Origin of the sequence: Mycoplasmopsis pulmonis (genome assembly GCF_900660575.1) — a bacterium.
Lineage (GTDB): Bacteria > Bacillota_I > Bacilli_A > Mycoplasmatales > Metamycoplasmataceae > Mycoplasmopsis_B > Mycoplasmopsis_B pulmonis.
Map to the genome: position 1 here is coordinate 275,892 of NZ_LR215008.1, position 15,963 is coordinate 291,854.

Genomic DNA, 15,963 nt, shown 5'->3' on the forward strand with positions numbered 1-15,963 from the left:
TTAACTTCAACTTTTCGAGAATCTTTTTCAATGATTAAAATTACATCAACACTTCCATTTGTAAGGTTGTAATTTGGTTGACCTTTAAGTTTTACTGAATATTTAAAACCATTAGATAAATCACTTTGATTTGAAGAGTTATCTTTTACTCTTATATGGTTTTTAATTTGGTTACTATCAATTACTTGATTTGGATTTAATTGAGTAACTAGAGATTGTGCATATGTTGAGTTATTTTTTAAAATTAACTCTTTAATTTTTTTAGCTTCGTTGTTTAGTTCTTTTAAAACTAAGTTTGATTTTTCATCTACAATCTTAATTCCTGGAAAATCCTACAAGATATTGGTAGAATTGTCTTGATTCAACTTTTCCAGTTTTTGAACTAGGATTTTCATCAGAACCATTGTCTAAATTATCTCTAACTATTTTGTAATGTAAAACTAGTTGATAATTAAATTGATTATTTAATTTAAATGTTTGAAGATCTATTTTAACTACCTCAAGTTTAGCATTTTGTGGAATTGATAGATCAAAATATTTTCTTAATTCTTCTAGTTTATTTTCACTATTTAGTATTTGATTTCTAAATTCAGGAGCTTTTGGACGAGTACTTAGATTTTTTCATCTAATGTTAGCTTCATGATTAAGATTTACTCTTGCAAATCCTGTAACTTCAAGACTAAGATCTCTTTTAATGCTTGGATTTTCTTTTAGAGAAATAGTAGCTTTTATTTTTGCTTTTGCTTCAACATCGTTGACTCAAACTTTTTCGAATTTAACATCGTATTTATTATCAACATCTAAACCTTCAACTTTTAACTTTTTCATTTCATTAGTTAATTGTGATGGTGAAATTTTTCCTTTTTCTGTTACATCAACACTAAACTTGCTTTCTTCTAAAGTAGAAAGTTTTGGTTTTAACCCTTCTAATTTAACTTTTTTACTTTGGGTTTCGCTACCTTTGGTTAATTTTAAGTTTACTTCAAGAGTTCCTGCATCATCATTAACTTGATTATTTCCACTTATAAGCTCAAGTGAAAGTTGAGCATCACTAGGAACTTGAAAATCATTTTCTCCTGCTTTTACTGAAAATTTGCTAATGTCTTTAAGATCTTCACTTGTTATTGCCGAAGCAAGTTTTTGAATAGATGAATTTTCTTTTAACGAAAGTTTTGTTATTGATTGAATTTTAGATTCTAAAGTGTTTGGATCAGTTTTTGGTCCAGTTTGAGGGGTATTGTCTGGTTTAGTCTCTGGATTAGGAGTTGGACTAGTATCGGGTTTATTCTCTGGATTAGTCTCCGGATTAGTCTCTGAATTAGTGTTTGGATTAGACTGTTGTCCTTGCTCACCATTCTGCTTATTACTTAGCACAAGATAAGTTGTCGCACCACCAACCGCAACTATAGTTCCTCCGGTTGCTGCAATTGCAGCTAATATAATTTTTTTTGACTTAAGCATAACATCCTACCTTAGTTTTTATTCGTGTTTATTCATGTATATTTGGGGCAAATTTTAGTTAATTTACAAAAACATACACACTTTAATTATACCATTTTAAAATTAAAAATCAAAAAAATAAAATAAAAGTGTTATATTATAATAAATTATTCAAATTTATAACTAAAAAATTTATATTATTTTTCTAATAGCTTAATTTAAGAAAATTTATTATATTTTTGGTCTAAAAATCAGCTATATTTATAGAAAAATGAGCACTAAAAAATTTTTATTTTTTTTGAAATAAATTTTAAAACTTGTTATAATAACATAGCATTTTTAAAAGCCCGGGTGGCGGAATAGGTAGACGCAGGGGACTTAAAATCCCCCGGCAGTAGTGCCGTGCTGGTTCAATTCCAGTTCCGGGTACCAATAGAGCGCCTTTAGCTCAGCAGGTAGAGCAAATGGCTTTTAACCATTGGGTCAGAGGTTCAAATCCTCTAAGGCGTACCATTTTCACGAAAGTGACCAAAAACACAGCTTAGGTTGTGTTTTTTATTTTATTGATCATAAAAAAGTAATATAATTACCAAGAATTTTCCTAAATTTTTTTTTATTTTTGACAAAAGAGCAAATTTTGGATATTAAAGATTGAAGGAAGTGGAAATATGTCTGAAAACAATCAAAGTAACCAAAATAATCAAATAAATAAAATAATTAAATCAACCATTGAAGAAATAGAAAAAAAATTTGGAAATGAATCAATAATGCTTTTGGGTCAAAAAGAAAAATGTGACGTTGATGTTTTTTCATCTGGCTCATATGCAATTAATAGTGCCCTTGGAATAGGGGGCTTTCCTAAAGGAAGAATTATTGAAATCTTTGGCCCTGAATCTAGTGGAAAAACTACAATAGCTCTTCATACAATAGCTGAAATTCAAAAGAAAAATGGTTTTGCAGCTTTTATTGACGTTGAGCACTCAATTGATCCAGTTTATGCTAAAAATTTAGGAATAGACATTGACAATCTCTTAATTTCTCAACCAGATAGTGGAGAGCAAGCTTTAGAAATAGTTGATATTCTTGCTAAATCTGGCTCAATAGACTTAATTGTTGTCGATTCAGTTGCTGCTCTTGTTCCTGAAGCTGAGTTAAATGGAGAGATGAAGGATCAATCAATTGGTCTTCAAGCTCGTTTAATGTCAAAGGCTCTAAGAAAAATTACAGGATCTTTATCAAAAAATAAAACTTCTGTGATTTTCATTAATCAAGTGCGAGAAAAAATTGGTGTGGTTTTTGGAAATCCCGAAACCACCCCCGGAGGAAGAGCTCTTAAGTTTTATGCATCGATTCGTTTAGATGTGAGAAAAAGCACAAATATTATGTTAAATAATGACATAAGTGGAAATCAAATTAGAGTTAAAGTTGTAAAAAATAAATTAGCTCCACCATTTAAAATTGCAGAAACTGAAATAATTTTTTCAAAAGGAATTAACAAATTTGGAGAAGTAGCTGATTTGGCTCTTGTTCATGATGTATTACAGAAAAAAGGAGCTTGATTTTCATACAACGGAAATAACATAGCTCAAGGACGTCAAAAATTAATAGCTCAACTTGAGTCTAACAATGAACTCTTTGAAGAAATTTTTCAAAAAATAGTTGAAAAAGAAAATCAAAAGTTATCCTAAAAGCAAATTAAAAAATCATTAATTATAAATCTTTATTTTGTGAATTTAGGTGATTTTTTTATTGCTCTTTTTAATATAATAGCAATACTATGATTAGGAAAAATTTTGATGTTATTGTAATTGGTGGAGGCCACGCTGGTGTTGAGGCTACTTTTGCTTTGGCAAAAATGAACTTAAAAGTCGCTTTGATTACAATTTATAAAGATAAAATTGGTGCAATGCCTTGTAATCCTTCTATTGGAGGACCTGCAAAAGGAATTATTACCAAAGAAATTGATGCCCTTGGGGGAGTGCAAGGCTACTATGCTGATAAAGCTATGATTCAAGTGAAAATGCTCAATGAATCAAAAGGCCCTTCAGTTAGGGCAATTAGAGCTCAAATTGATAAGGAAAAATACTCAGAAATTATTGTAAAAGATCTTTTACAAAATGAAAATGTGACAATTTTTGAGGATTTTGCCACTGATTTGATTGTTGAAAATGATCAAATAGTTGGTGTTGAACTTGAAAAAAACAAAACTATTAGTTCCAATCTTGTTGTTATGACAACCGGAACATATATGAACTCAAGAATTTTAAGAGGAAGCGACATTGAACACACAGGACCTAATGGAGAAAAAACCGGAATAGGTCTTTCTAAAGCTCTAGAAAGACTAGGTTTTGAACTAATTAGACTAAAAACAGGAACTCCTCCAAGAATTTACTCTGATTCAATAGATTTTTCCAAAGTAGAAGAGGAAGTCCTTGATGTTAATGGCTATGTTTTTTCACCTAGAAGTAATGTCAAAATTGACAAACAAATTCATTGTTATTTAACTTATACAAATGAAAAAACTCACAAAATAATTCAAGATAACATTAATAAATCAGCTATGTACTCTCAATTAATTGAAGGTACTGGTCCTCGTTATTGTCCTAGTGTTGAAGATAAAATTATGAAATTTGCTGACAAAGAGCGACATCAAATTTTCTTTGAACCAGAGACTTCTCGCCAGGACATTATGTATATAAACGGACTTTCAACATCATTTCCAGTTGAAGTTCAAAAACAAATTGTCAAAACCATACCTGGACTAGAAAATGCTAGAGTTAAAATTTGAGGTTATGCAATTGAATATGATGCAATTAATCCACTGCAGTTAAAAAAATCGCTTGAGTCTAAAAAAATCAAGGGACTATTTTTAGCAGGTCAAATCAATGGAACTAGTGGATATGAAGAAGCGGCAGCTCAAGGGCTAATAGCTGGAATTAACGCTGGTTTAAAATTTAAAGGTGAAGATGAAATTGTAATTCAAAGAAATCATGGTTATATTGGTGTTCTAATTGATGATTTAGTAACAAAAGGAACTCAAGAGCCCTATAGAATGCTTACCTCAAGAGCCGAGTATCGTCTTTTATTAAGAAATGATAACGTTGATATTAGACTAGCTCATTATGGACTAAAAGCTCATTTAATTTCTCAACAAGACTATCAAAAGATTCTTGAAAAATACAAGAAAATAGATGAAAAAATTGAAGAGTTAAAAACTAAGTTTGTCTCTTCGAAAACTGATTTTGCTCAAAAGTACAAAATTGAAAATGGAATAAGTTATTTCCAAGCTCTAACTCGCCCTGATATTGAGCCAAGTGATTTAATAAAAGATTTTGAATTTTTAAATGAAATGACTATTCAAATAAGACTAGAAGGCTACATTAAAAAACAAAATAATGCAGCTGCTAAAATGGAAAGACTTGAAAATTTAAAAATTCCTGAAAAAATTGATTATTCACAAATTTTAAATTTAGCCAATGAAGCAAGAGAAAAATTTAATAAAATTCGCCCTCAAACTATAGGACAGGCCTCAAGAATTAGTGGTATTAACCCAGCTGATATTCAAATGTTACTTTTTTATCTTGATTTGAAAAAAAGCAAACATGAAAATTAACATTATTTCAGTTGGAACTCTTTCAAAAGAATTTCAAGTTATTTTTGATGACTATATCAAAAAAATTAACTTTTATTCAAATGTCAATTTAATCAAGATAAAAGAGTTTAAAAGTAATAACAAAGATTTAATTATTAAAAATGAAACTATGGCTATTTTGGAAAAAATTCCTAAAAATAGCAAAGTTTTTCTTTGTTCTTTAAATGCAGAGCAATATTCTTCAGAAAAATTTGCTCTTTTTCTTCAAGAAGACAATATAAGCTTTGTCATTGGCGGCTCTCATGGAGTTGATGAAAAGATGTTTAAAGGTGCTTGAAAAATAAATTTTTCAAAAATGACTTTTCCACACCAACTTTTTCATTTAATGTTAATTGAGCAAATATATCGAGGTTTTAGTATTTTAAATAACAAAATTTATCATAAGTAATTATAATAATATAATTATTAAAAGGTATAATTCAAAGCATGCTGAACTACAAATTAAGATTAAGAAAACCATTAGTTGTTTTTAAGAAGTATTGAACTATTAAAAAAATTACTTTTGTATCAATTTTAATTGCTATTTCAGTAGTTTTTGCTATTTTAGGAGCTACAATAATTCCTATCACTAGCTTGCCTACATACAAAATTTCTTTTACAGGACTTCCTGTTAAGATTTCGGGTTATATTTTTGGTCCAATAATTGGTCTTTTTGTAGGTCTTTTAACAGATCTTATTTCAATTTTGTTTTTACCTTCATATTACCACCCTTATTACACATTAGCCTCAGGTATTAATGGATTTATTCCAGGAATTGTTGGTGTAATGTTTTTTAAATTTTTTAAAGTTTTTTTCAACCCAAGAAGAAAAGAATTTTCTTTAGATTCAAAAATTGAAAAAGAAAAAAAACTTTATGAAAAGTCTAATTTTACAAATCAAAAACTTGCTAAAAAAATTGAACTTTTAACCCAAAGAAAAGAAAAACTAACTAAAGCAAACACGGATAAAAGAGTTGATTCATTTTTAACTTTTGTTTTTATGATTGCTGGAGCATTTTTTATTGTTATTACCATCCTTTTTAATTACGTTTTAATTTTCAATATCTTAAGTAAAAAACAAATAGCTGATTCTTTTTTACGTAAACCTGAATATTTAATGCTTTTAGCCTCTTCTGGTTTTATCCTAATGTTTTTTTATGTGATAATAAGTAAATTCTTTTTAAAAAGTGAGAAGTACTACACTATTATTCCTATTGTTGTTTTTTCAGCACTTTTAGAATTTGCAAATGTTAATGTTATTTCTTTAGCTGATGAGGCATCTTTAAATATAAGTTATGTCACTGCTATGTTTAACCATATAATAACTGCTCCTATTAAAATTTGAGTTAACTTAGTTGTTGTCTATTATTCATATAAAATAATAATTTTCCTAATAAATAAAAATTCAAAAAATAGTTGATAATTTAAAAGAAAATGAGAAATTAATGGAAGAAAAAAAATATATTAATATTGAAGATATTTATATTTTCAATAAAAATAAAAATAAAATTGATTCCAATTTTCAATCAAAAATTAGATTAAAAATTTTTGAAGGAGAAATTGGAGCTTTTTTTCTTAGAGAAGATAGTAATTTTTTATATACTAAAATCTGAAAAATTATAGAAAATCAAAAACTAGATGACTGAGTTTTAATTTCAAATTCATTTTTTTTTGATGGGCATGAATTTGAAAATATTTCTAACAAAAAATTAATAACCTCTGATTTAATTGACATACTTTACAAAGAGGATTCTTTTGCTACAAAAAACTCTGAAATTTCAAGTGTTCACGAAAATATTTACAAGCACATTAAATGAATTTTAGAAAAAAATAAAGCCTCTTTTAAATCAAAAAATGATCAAAAATATAGTGCTAATAACATCCAATATTTGATGGATAATTTAAAGCTAAAATATTTAAATTTAATTAATAAAACTTATGAAAAAAACTTAAGCTTTTTAGAAAATTGAGAAGAAAAAATAAGTAAATATAGAGATCTCTATGAAAACAATGGCGAAAAAGCAATTACAACAATTCTTTCATTTTTTAAAAGTGTAAATTCATTACTTGTTTATCATCAAAAAAAATATAGTATTGTTTTTCATGATTCTTATAAAGAATTTTTAACTTTAAATAAAAACTTAAAAAACACTTTTTTCTTAGATACAACTAATTTAGATAAATTAAAAAAAGAGATAAATCACACAAGAACTATATCTTTTTTTAATTTCAATAGCTTATCTCAAAGAGAAGATTTTTTTGTTTTAAAAAAAGAAATTGATAACATACTTTTAAACCAAAATAATAGAATCAGAAACATCAAAAAAATGATTGATTCATTCATTTTTTCTTATGAAAATCTTTATAAAATCGAAAATTCACCATACAACAAAACTCACACAAACAATAAGCCTCTTTTTTATTTAAAAAGAAAATTAGTTTTTCAAAAAGCAGCTAGGGTTTTAAGGAAAAACAAGAAATTTTTAGTTTATCTAGACAAAGATCATTTAAATAGTTTTATTGAAAATTTTAAAAAATACTCGCTTGATTTTATCCATAATAACTTGTTTTATATCAATGACAAATACTCTCATGTAAAACAAATTAGAAATATTATTTTTTTTGAATTCAACTTTGATTTTAAGCCATATTTATTACTTTCTTCTTCAAATAAAAAGAGATATAAAAATGAAATTAAGGCTGTGCAAAATCAACTGATTTCATATCAAAATCAAATCAACATTTTTTTATTTAAAAACTTTAAAAAAGATCTTCAAAAAGACTATGAAGCTGATAATTTAGAATATCTTTATAAAGAAGAATATGCTGATATTCATTGAAAACAAAAAAAGATTTCCGAAAATCATACTAAAATAATTTCTAATTTAGATTCTAAAATTTATAACTTACTAGAAAGAAACAATCAAGTTATTTTAAACATTAAAAAATTAATTAATGAAGCTAGCAATATTAATGAGGCAATTGAGAAAAAAGATAATAAATCTTCATATATTTCATACAATAAAAAATGAGCAAAAATTATCTTAAAAAATATTGATAATTTAAAACTTTTAACCCAATCAATTACTTACTTAAATTTATATTTTAAAAACTTAAATTCTAAGAAAAATCACTATGAAATTTTTGTCAAAATGTACTATGAATATTTATTGATGATTGACAAAATTAAAATAAATGGCGATTATCTTTTGACAATTCATAACGACCTTGATGATTTTGAAAAAATCAAGATTTCATTTTTAATTTCACAACTTAAAAATCCATTTTTAATTTTTATTAACCTTTTAGATAAAAGTTTTTCAAAAAATGAGTTAACTAAAATAATTGGACTTTTTGGCTCAATTACAAGACAAAAAAAACAAGCCATTATTTTCTTTTTAAATGACAAGCATTTAGTATTTAATTTAACAAATAGAGTCTGAATTTTTGCAAAAAACTCACTAGTAGAATTTGGTAAAACTCATAAAGTATTTTTAAATCCAATTAATATTTTTTCTAAAAAGATGATCTATCATGACAAAGATAAGTATCTAAGAGATATAGTTGACTATGATATTGACAAAGAGGAAAAAACCTTCAATAAATATACAGATGATCATTTTGTTTTTTCAACTCAAAATGAGTTTTTACTTTGAAGTAAAACTTTAAAAGGTGATATGGATGCTTATATAACTGATAAAAAAATTTCAAATTTTTATACAGATAAAAGCCCAACAACACTACTTGATTTAGAAAGTGTTGTTTCTTATCCTAAAGAATTTATGTTAATTGACATTTCAAAAAAATAAATGTAAAATTTGATACCATAAAATAATTGATTAACTTTATAAAAAGCAAGCAAGAAGTGAGGTAATATGGATTCAAAGTATAATCACTATGAAATAGAAAAAGATAAAAATCAAAAATGGATTGACAAAAAGTATTTTATCAATCATGATTTAGATAAAAAACCTTTTTCAATAATATTGCCCCCGCCAAATGTAACTGGACAGCTGCACCTTGGTCATGCTTTAAATGGATATTTACAAGATAGTGTTATTAGATATAAAAAACTTGAAGGATATGATGTTTTATTTTTACCTGCAATGGACCATGCAGGAATAGCCACTCAAATTAAAGTTGAAGAGTCTCTTGCAAAAGAAAATCTTTTAAAGCAAGATATTGGAAGAGAAAAGTTTTTAAAATTTAGTTATCAATGAAAAGATAAATATGCCAACATCATTAAATCTCAGTGAAACAAACTTGGCTTAGCCCTTGATTATTCAAGTGAGAGATTTACCCTTGATCAAGATTCTAAAGATGCTGTTAATAAAGTTTTTATTGATTTATATAATGCTGGCATTATTTATCAAGGAGTTAAAGGAATTAATTGAGACCCTCTTCAAAAAACAGCTCTATCAAATGTTGAGGTAATTAACAAAGAAACTCCTCAAAAAATGTATTACATAAAATACTTTTTAGAAAACTCAGATGAATTTGTTGAAATAGCCACTGTTAGAACAGAAACACTTTATAGTGATAGAGCCATAGGAATAAATCCAAATGATCCTAGAGCTAAAAATTATGTAAATAAATTTGTAATTCATCCTTTAACAAAAAAAAGATTGCCAATTATTACAGATGACTACATTGATCAATCTTTTGCTTCAGGTTTTATGAAAATATCAGCTCATTCATTAGCTGATATTGACATTTTAAATAAAAACAACCTAGAAATAGTTGAGTCAATTGATGAAAGCGGATTTTTAACAAATATTTGTGATGAATTTGAAGGAATGGAGCGTTTTGAAGCTCGTGAAAAAATTGCTCAAAAATTACAAAAAGAAAACTTAATTTCAAGAGTAGAAAACTACTCTTCAAATATTGGTTATTCAGATAGAACCAAAGTGCCAATTGAAATTTTAGTTAAAAAACAGTGATTTGTTAAAATGGATCTTTTTTCTAAGATGGTTTTAGATTCTTTAGAATCAAAAAACAAAGTAAATTTTTACCCTTCTAGATTTAAAAAAAATCTTGAAGGTTGAATGAATAAAACTTATGATTGAACAATTTCTCGTCAGCTTTGATGAGGTCATCAAATACCAGCTTGATACAAAGATGAACAAACTAAAGTTCAACTTAATAGCCCCGGGCCTGATTGAACTCAAGATCCAGATGTTTTGGATACATGATTTTCTTCTGCTATAGCTCCTTTTTCATTTTTTGGTTGACCAAATACTTACAAAAAGCTAAAAAGATACTATCCAACTTCACTTTTAGTTACAGGTCATGACATCATATTTTTTTGAGTTTCAAGGATGTATTTTTCAGGGCTTTATTTTATGAAAGACAAGCCTTTCAATGATGTTTTACTTCATGGTTTAATTAGAGATGAACAACGTAGAAAAATGACAAAATCTCTTGGTAATGGAATTGATCCAATGGTGCTAATTGATCAATATGGTTCAGATTCGCTAAGATGGTTTTTAATTACAAATACAACTCCTGGTTTGGATATAACCTACAATGAAGAAAAGATTAAATCTTCATGAAATTTTATGAACAAACTTTGAAACATTGCTCGTTTTATTAACTTGCAAGAAAACACTAAAAAAGTTTCAATGTCAAAATATGACTATTGAATTAGTGATAAGTTCAATAAAGTTGAATCATATGTTAAAAAGTTCATGAAAAAATATGAATTTACTTTAATTGGAAAAGAAATTTATAAATTCATCATCAATGATTTTTCATCGTGATATTTAGAATTTTCTAAAATCACAAAAAACATAGATTTTCAAAAAGTAATTTTCAAAAGACTTTTACTTCTTTTACATCCTTTTATTCCATTTTTAACAGATCATTTATTCAAGATAATTTATGATCAAGAACTTCTTGAACACACCTTTGAAAACAAAAAATTAAAAACTCAAAAAAATAATGTAGATCAACTTATTTTAGTTATAAGAGCTATTAGAGAATTTAGAGAAAAGTACCAAATTTCTAAAAAAGAAAAAATTAAATATTGAATTCAAGATTGCCAATTTTTACAAGAAGATATTGATGCTATTAACTTTTTAACTTTTTCAGAGTTAAGTCAAAACTCTGAAAATATGACAATAGTTGAAAATATTAAAATATTTATGATTTTGCCAAAAAATATTGAAGAAAATCTTTCTAAAGAAAAGGCACAAAAAATTGAATTTTTAAAATTTGAAATAAAAAGAGCTCAGTCACTTTTACTAAATGAAAAATTCATCTCTAAAGCTCCTACTTTAAAAGTAGAAGAGGAAAAAGCAAAACTTGAAAAATATCAATTACAACTAAAGGAATTACTTGATGAAAAAATTATTGAGTAATGAATTAGTTCAAATAAAAAGAGCTGAACTAAAAGAAAAATTCTCTAAGTTAGACCAAAAAGTTAAGTTTGCCATTGTTTTAATTGGTGATAATGCCTCATCTAAAATTTATGTTAAAAAGAAAATAGAGTTTGCCCAAGATATAGGTGTCGAGGCAAAACTTTTTCATTTTGAAGAAAATGTTGATTTTAATTTATTAAAAGATGCTTTTAAAAAAATAGATAAAGAATATGATGGAATAATTTTACAACTTCCAGTTTTACACTTTGATGTAAATGAACTTCTTTTAATGATTGATAAAAATAAAGATCTCGATGGACTTAACCCTGAAAATGAAAAAGCTTTTTATGAAAATAGAGAATGTATTATTCCGGCTACTGCAAGGGCTATTTGAACTTTTTTAAAATTTCATAAAATAAGTGTTGAAAATAAAAAAGTTTTTGTAGTAGGCCAGTCACGTTTGGTTGGAAAGCCCATTAGTCAATTTTTAAAAAATAACAATGCCATAGTTAGAGTTTTTGATAAATCCACAGGTTCAAAAGGCACTGAAGAAGCTGATATTTTAATTGTTGCTACGGGAGTTGCTCAATTGATAAAAGCTGAAAACATCAAAGAAAATTCAATTTTAATTGATGTTGGCTTTAGTAAAATAAACAATAAAATTTATGGAGATCTTGATATTGAATCAATAAAAGAAAAAGCTCTAAAATATACCCCTCCAATTGGGGCAATAGGACCAGTTACTGTCCTAAGTTTATTTGAAAATCTTTATGAAATAATTTTGAAGAAAAAATAATTTTGTGTTAATATTTTTAAGCAAAAGAAATTGCAGAAAGTAGAAAAGTCACTTCTCACCTGATGATTCATTCATGGGTTCTAGCTACAATTTTATAAATTTTTTTAATATTTATTATGTAGTTAATGAGAGTGGATTTCATCCACTTTTTATTTTGCTTATAAAAACTTTAGAAGGAGTTACCATTTCAAATACTGAACAACACCAAAAAAAAGGTCAAAAAAACAAAGTTTTACTAAATAACGATATCCCATTTTCAAAAGTATTTTTAATCGGAGAAGATGGAGAAAAAATCGGAATAAAAACTAAAGAAGAAGCCCTAGATATTGCTCGAGGAGAAAAAAAAGATTTAGTTTTAATTTCAGTTCAACCCAAACCAATTGCAAGAATATTGGACTATGGAAAGTTTAAATATGATCGCAAGAAAAAGGAAAAAGAACAAAAAGAAAAACAAACTAATATTAATAATAGACAAATAAGATTGACACCATTAATTGGAGATCATGATTTACTAACAAAGGCTAAAAAAACTAGAGAACTATTATTAAAAGGTGACAGAATTAAAGTTTCTTTAAAATTTAAAGGAAGAGAAATAGCTAGAAAAGAGCTAGGAATTGATACTTTAAATCGTTTTTATGAACAAGTTGAAGACATAGCCAAAATCGACAAAGAACCAAAATTAAATCAAGATCGTTTTTTGGATATGTATTTGCACCCTGATAAGCAAAAAATAGCAAAATACTTAAAAGAAAAAGGAGAAGATAATGCCAAAAATGAAAAGTAAATCAGCTTTAAAAAAGCGAATTAAAATTACTGGAACTGGAAAAATTAAAAGACATCAAGCATTTAGATCACATCTTGCTCAAAACAAAACTACTAAACAAAAAAGACAATCTAGAAACGCTGAATTAATGCACAAATCTGATTACAAAAGATTTAAAGCACTTATTCAAAAATAATTAAAAGGAGTAAATTATGAGAGTTAAAGGCGGAACAGTTACAAGAGCAAGAAGAAAAAAATGATTAAAATTAGCTAAAGGTTACTGAGGACACAAATCAATTGGTTATAAAGTAGCAAAACAAGCAGTTGTAAAATCATGAACTTATGCTTTTAGAGATCGTAAACAAGTTAAAAGAAACTTTAGAAAACTATGAATTAGTAGAATTAATGCAGCAGTTAGACCACTTGGAATGAGCTATTCTCAATTTATTAATGGACTAAAAAAAGCTAATGTTAAAATTAATAGAAAAATGCTTTCTGAGCTTGCTATTCGTGAAATGAAAACTTTTGAAATGTTAGTTTCAATTTCAAAATCTTCAAAATAAAATTTAATTAAAAGCAACTTTTTGGCAAGGGCCAAAAAGTTTTTTTATTCTTTAAAAAAACTTATCATAGCTAAATTAAAAACATGGATATTTTTGCTAATCTTAGCTTTTTTAGTTAATTGGTTTTGACAAAACTTTTTCTAGTTTAAGTCAAAGAAAAATAAGAAAAAAGCAACTTTAGTAAGTTAATATAAAAAAGCTATTTTTAATTTTTTTAGATTTAAAAAGTTAAAAAAAGTATCAAAAAAAGAAATTAAAAGTTTTTATCTTATAAATTTAAGAATATTACACAACATAGTATACATCAAAGAGCTAAAAAAAGCATTTGCAATAAAAGTGTTTTATAAAAATATTGGTAAATTTTCATTTTTTTTCATAGTAATTTTCAAAAATTTTGACAATTTTAAAATCAATTTAAAATTTATTATTAGTGAAAGGAAACAATGAAATTATTATCGTCAATTTTAAATAGATTTACACCAAGACAACTTTTGGTTTTATTTATTTTAGCAGCAGCTGATGTTTTTGTTATAGCAGCTCCTTACTATATTAAAAACATCATTCCCAATTTACATACATATTTACACATAAAAGAACACAACATTGCTGAGTTAACTAGTGTTATTGGTTATGTAACTCTAGTTACTCAGCTTCCAGGTGGATTTTTGGCCAATAAATTTAGGTCCAAATATTTATTAGCAGGAGCTACTTTTAGCACTGGACTTATAACAGTGTGGTTTGCTTTTAACATTTTAAATTTATCTGGACTAAGCTATGAGTCTTTATTAGTTCAGTATAAAATAATTTTTGGTCTTTGAGGAATAAGTTCAACTTTAATTTTTTGAACTCCTCTATGAAAATTAGTATCTCAACAAACTACCAAAGAAAACCAAGGTCTAGCCTATGGTCTTCAAGGTATGATGAATGGAGTATTAGGATTTTTCTTAATTTTTGCTCTATCACTTCTATTTACTCAAGTATGACAGCCAAGAGCTGAAGGCTCAGCCGCACCTTTTGCTACATATGCTTTTATAGTAGCTTTTTACTTACTTGTAACAACAGCTTTGATTGTTTTTTTAGTTCCGGAAAAATTCACAAAATCAACTGAAAAACTTTCTTGAAATAAAATAAAAGAAAATTGAAATAAACTGGGACAAAAAAATAAAAAACACTTTTTAAAATATACTTTAAATAGGAGTGTTTATGAAACAACTAAAACCAGAACAATGAAAGAAATGATTTTCATTATATGAAGAATTTTATGATGGAAAAATTAATATAAAAAAATATATATTTTTAGTAAACAAAAATATTGGTAAAGATTGAAAAAATACATATGTAAAATCTTGATTTTTCAAAAAATATTCTGCTTTTCAAAAAGATGAACAATCTTTAATTTCACAAACTGGCAAATCTACAGCTAACAAAAAAAATAACGGTAGACCACCAAAAAGAAAAGAAGTTAATGAATATACAAGAGAAGAATTAGAAGAGATTGTTAAAATTTATAGAATAATTTTTGATGACATTAGTGAAAAAGAAATTCGAAAAAAAATTAAAGAACATAAAGATAAAGAAAAAATATTAACTAAAATTTCATGAAAAGAATTTCTCTTTTCAAAATCAACATATTATTCTTGAAAAAAACCTAAACTTGCAGAGCCGAAAAAAGATCAAGAAATTGAAGAAATTATTAGAAAATCATTTCATGAAAACAAAGGTATATTTGGTAGAAAAAGATTAGAAATTTATATTCAAAATAAATATAAAAGGTATATAAACTATCGAAAAATAGGTAGAATTTTGCTTAAATTAAATCTTTTTTGCAAAATTAGAAGAGCAAAAAGAAAAAATGAAATTAAAAATCTTAATACTAAATATCAAAATCTAATTCAAAGAGACTACAATGGCAAATTTAACAACATAGTTGCCACTGATGTAACTTATATTCCAAGCCCCAAAGATGCAATTAACAATCATGTTTATTTATCGATTGCAATTCATCATCAAAGCAAGAAAATAATTAATTGAAATCTAAGTAAAAGAAATGATGTTAAGTTAGTTTTAGATCATATTTCTAAAATCAAATTTGATAAAGAGTGAATAATTCACTCAGATCATGGAAGTCAATATTCATCAAATCAGTATAGTGAAATTATTAAAGAAAACAATGGGATAATTTCAATGAGTAGAATCGCAAATTCACTTGATAATCGAGAAGCAGAATATTTCTTTTCAAATATCAAAAGTGAGTGCTTAAATGATCTAAAAATTTCAAAATTATCATTCAAAGAATTGCAAGAAATTATTCAAAATTATATTGACTGATACAATAATGAAAGATTACAATCAATCTTAGAATGAAAAACACCTCAACAAAGCTGAGATGTTCTAAGTGTTTTTTAAATAGTC

At 26.2% G+C, this 15,963-nt stretch carries 13 protein-coding genes and 2 tRNA genes; 14 read left to right on the plus strand and 1 reads right to left on the minus strand.

Annotation, left to right across the window (positions count from 1 at the left end; all coding sequences use genetic code 4):
• Window positions 1-315 precede the first annotated feature (315 nt).
• Complete coding sequence (locus EXC36_RS01135; protein WP_129690089.1) at window positions 316-1,461, minus strand: lipoprotein 17-related variable surface protein; 1,146 nt, start codon at window positions 1,459-1,461, stop codon at window positions 316-318.
• Between the two features lie 324 nt (window positions 1,462-1,785).
• Between EXC36_RS01135 and EXC36_RS01140 the strand changes: the two genes are divergently transcribed.
• The 14 genes from EXC36_RS01140 to EXC36_RS01205 all read left to right on the plus strand — a co-directional run bounded on the left by EXC36_RS01140 (window position 1,786) and on the right by EXC36_RS01205 (window position 15,957).
• Window positions 1,786-1,872 (plus strand) — tRNA-Leu (locus EXC36_RS01140).
• Window positions 1,873-1,877: 5 nt separating this feature from the next.
• Window positions 1,878-1,953, plus strand: a tRNA-Lys gene (locus EXC36_RS01145).
• Between the two features lie 155 nt (window positions 1,954-2,108).
• Window positions 2,109-3,128, plus strand: coding sequence for a recombinase RecA (gene recA / locus EXC36_RS01150; RefSeq protein ID WP_010925056.1), 1,020 nt, complete (start codon window positions 2,109-2,111; stop codon window positions 3,126-3,128).
• Between the two features lie 89 nt (window positions 3,129-3,217).
• A complete protein-coding gene (gene mnmG, locus EXC36_RS01155) occupies window positions 3,218-5,053 on the plus strand; it encodes a tRNA uridine-5-carboxymethylaminomethyl(34) synthesis enzyme MnmG (RefSeq protein WP_010925057.1) in 1,836 nt (611 codons plus the stop codon).
• Window positions 5,043-5,480: a 23S rRNA (pseudouridine(1915)-N(3))-methyltransferase RlmH gene (locus tag EXC36_RS01160; protein ID WP_041364004.1), complete on the plus strand. Its 438-nt coding sequence runs from the start codon at window positions 5,043-5,045 to the stop codon at window positions 5,478-5,480. Before mnmG ends, EXC36_RS01160 begins: the two co-directional genes overlap by 11 nt.
• A gap of 38 nt (window positions 5,481-5,518) precedes the next feature.
• On the plus strand, window positions 5,519-6,493 hold the full coding sequence (locus tag EXC36_RS01165) for an ECF transporter S component (protein WP_010925059.1): 975 nt from the start codon (window positions 5,519-5,521) through the stop codon (window positions 6,491-6,493).
• A gap of 22 nt (window positions 6,494-6,515) precedes the next feature.
• Window positions 6,516-8,879 (plus strand): MAG1360 family OppF-related protein, encoded by a 2,364-nt coding sequence (locus EXC36_RS01170; protein WP_010925060.1) that lies wholly within the window; start codon window positions 6,516-6,518, stop codon window positions 8,877-8,879.
• 66 nt (window positions 8,880-8,945) lie between these two features.
• Window positions 8,946-11,429, plus strand: coding sequence for a valine--tRNA ligase (locus tag EXC36_RS01175; protein WP_129690091.1), 2,484 nt, complete (start codon window positions 8,946-8,948; stop codon window positions 11,427-11,429).
• The gene (locus EXC36_RS01180) at window positions 11,410-12,225 is read left to right on the plus strand and encodes a bifunctional 5,10-methylenetetrahydrofolate dehydrogenase/5,10-methenyltetrahydrofolate cyclohydrolase (RefSeq protein ID WP_129690093.1); all 816 of its coding nucleotides are present in this window, start codon (window positions 11,410-11,412) and stop codon (window positions 12,223-12,225) included. The genes EXC36_RS01175 and EXC36_RS01180 overlap by 20 nt, the downstream gene beginning before the upstream one ends.
• Window positions 12,226-12,457: 232 nt before the next feature.
• Window positions 12,458-13,009 carry a translation initiation factor IF-3 gene (gene infC / locus EXC36_RS01185; protein WP_129690527.1) on the plus strand — a complete coding sequence of 184 codons (552 nt, stop codon included), beginning with the start codon at window positions 12,458-12,460 and terminating at the stop codon, window positions 13,007-13,009.
• Complete coding sequence (rpmI, locus tag EXC36_RS01190) at window positions 12,990-13,184, plus strand: 50S ribosomal protein L35 (RefSeq protein ID WP_010925064.1); 195 nt, start codon at window positions 12,990-12,992, stop codon at window positions 13,182-13,184. The genes infC and rpmI overlap by 20 nt, the downstream gene beginning before the upstream one ends.
• A 16-nt stretch (window positions 13,185-13,200) precedes the next feature.
• Window positions 13,201-13,551 (plus strand): 50S ribosomal protein L20, encoded by a 351-nt coding sequence (rplT, locus tag EXC36_RS01195; protein ID WP_010925065.1) that lies wholly within the window; start codon window positions 13,201-13,203, stop codon window positions 13,549-13,551.
• 443 nt (window positions 13,552-13,994) lie between these two features.
• The gene (locus EXC36_RS01200) at window positions 13,995-14,828 is read left to right on the plus strand and encodes an MFS transporter (RefSeq protein ID WP_223212141.1); all 834 of its coding nucleotides are present in this window, start codon (window positions 13,995-13,997) and stop codon (window positions 14,826-14,828) included.
• Window positions 14,755-15,957 (plus strand): IS3-like element IS1138B family transposase, encoded by a 1,203-nt coding sequence (locus tag EXC36_RS01205; protein ID WP_041363864.1) that lies wholly within the window; start codon window positions 14,755-14,757, stop codon window positions 15,955-15,957. Before EXC36_RS01200 ends, EXC36_RS01205 begins: the two co-directional genes overlap by 74 nt.
• Window positions 15,958-15,963 lie beyond the last annotated feature (6 nt).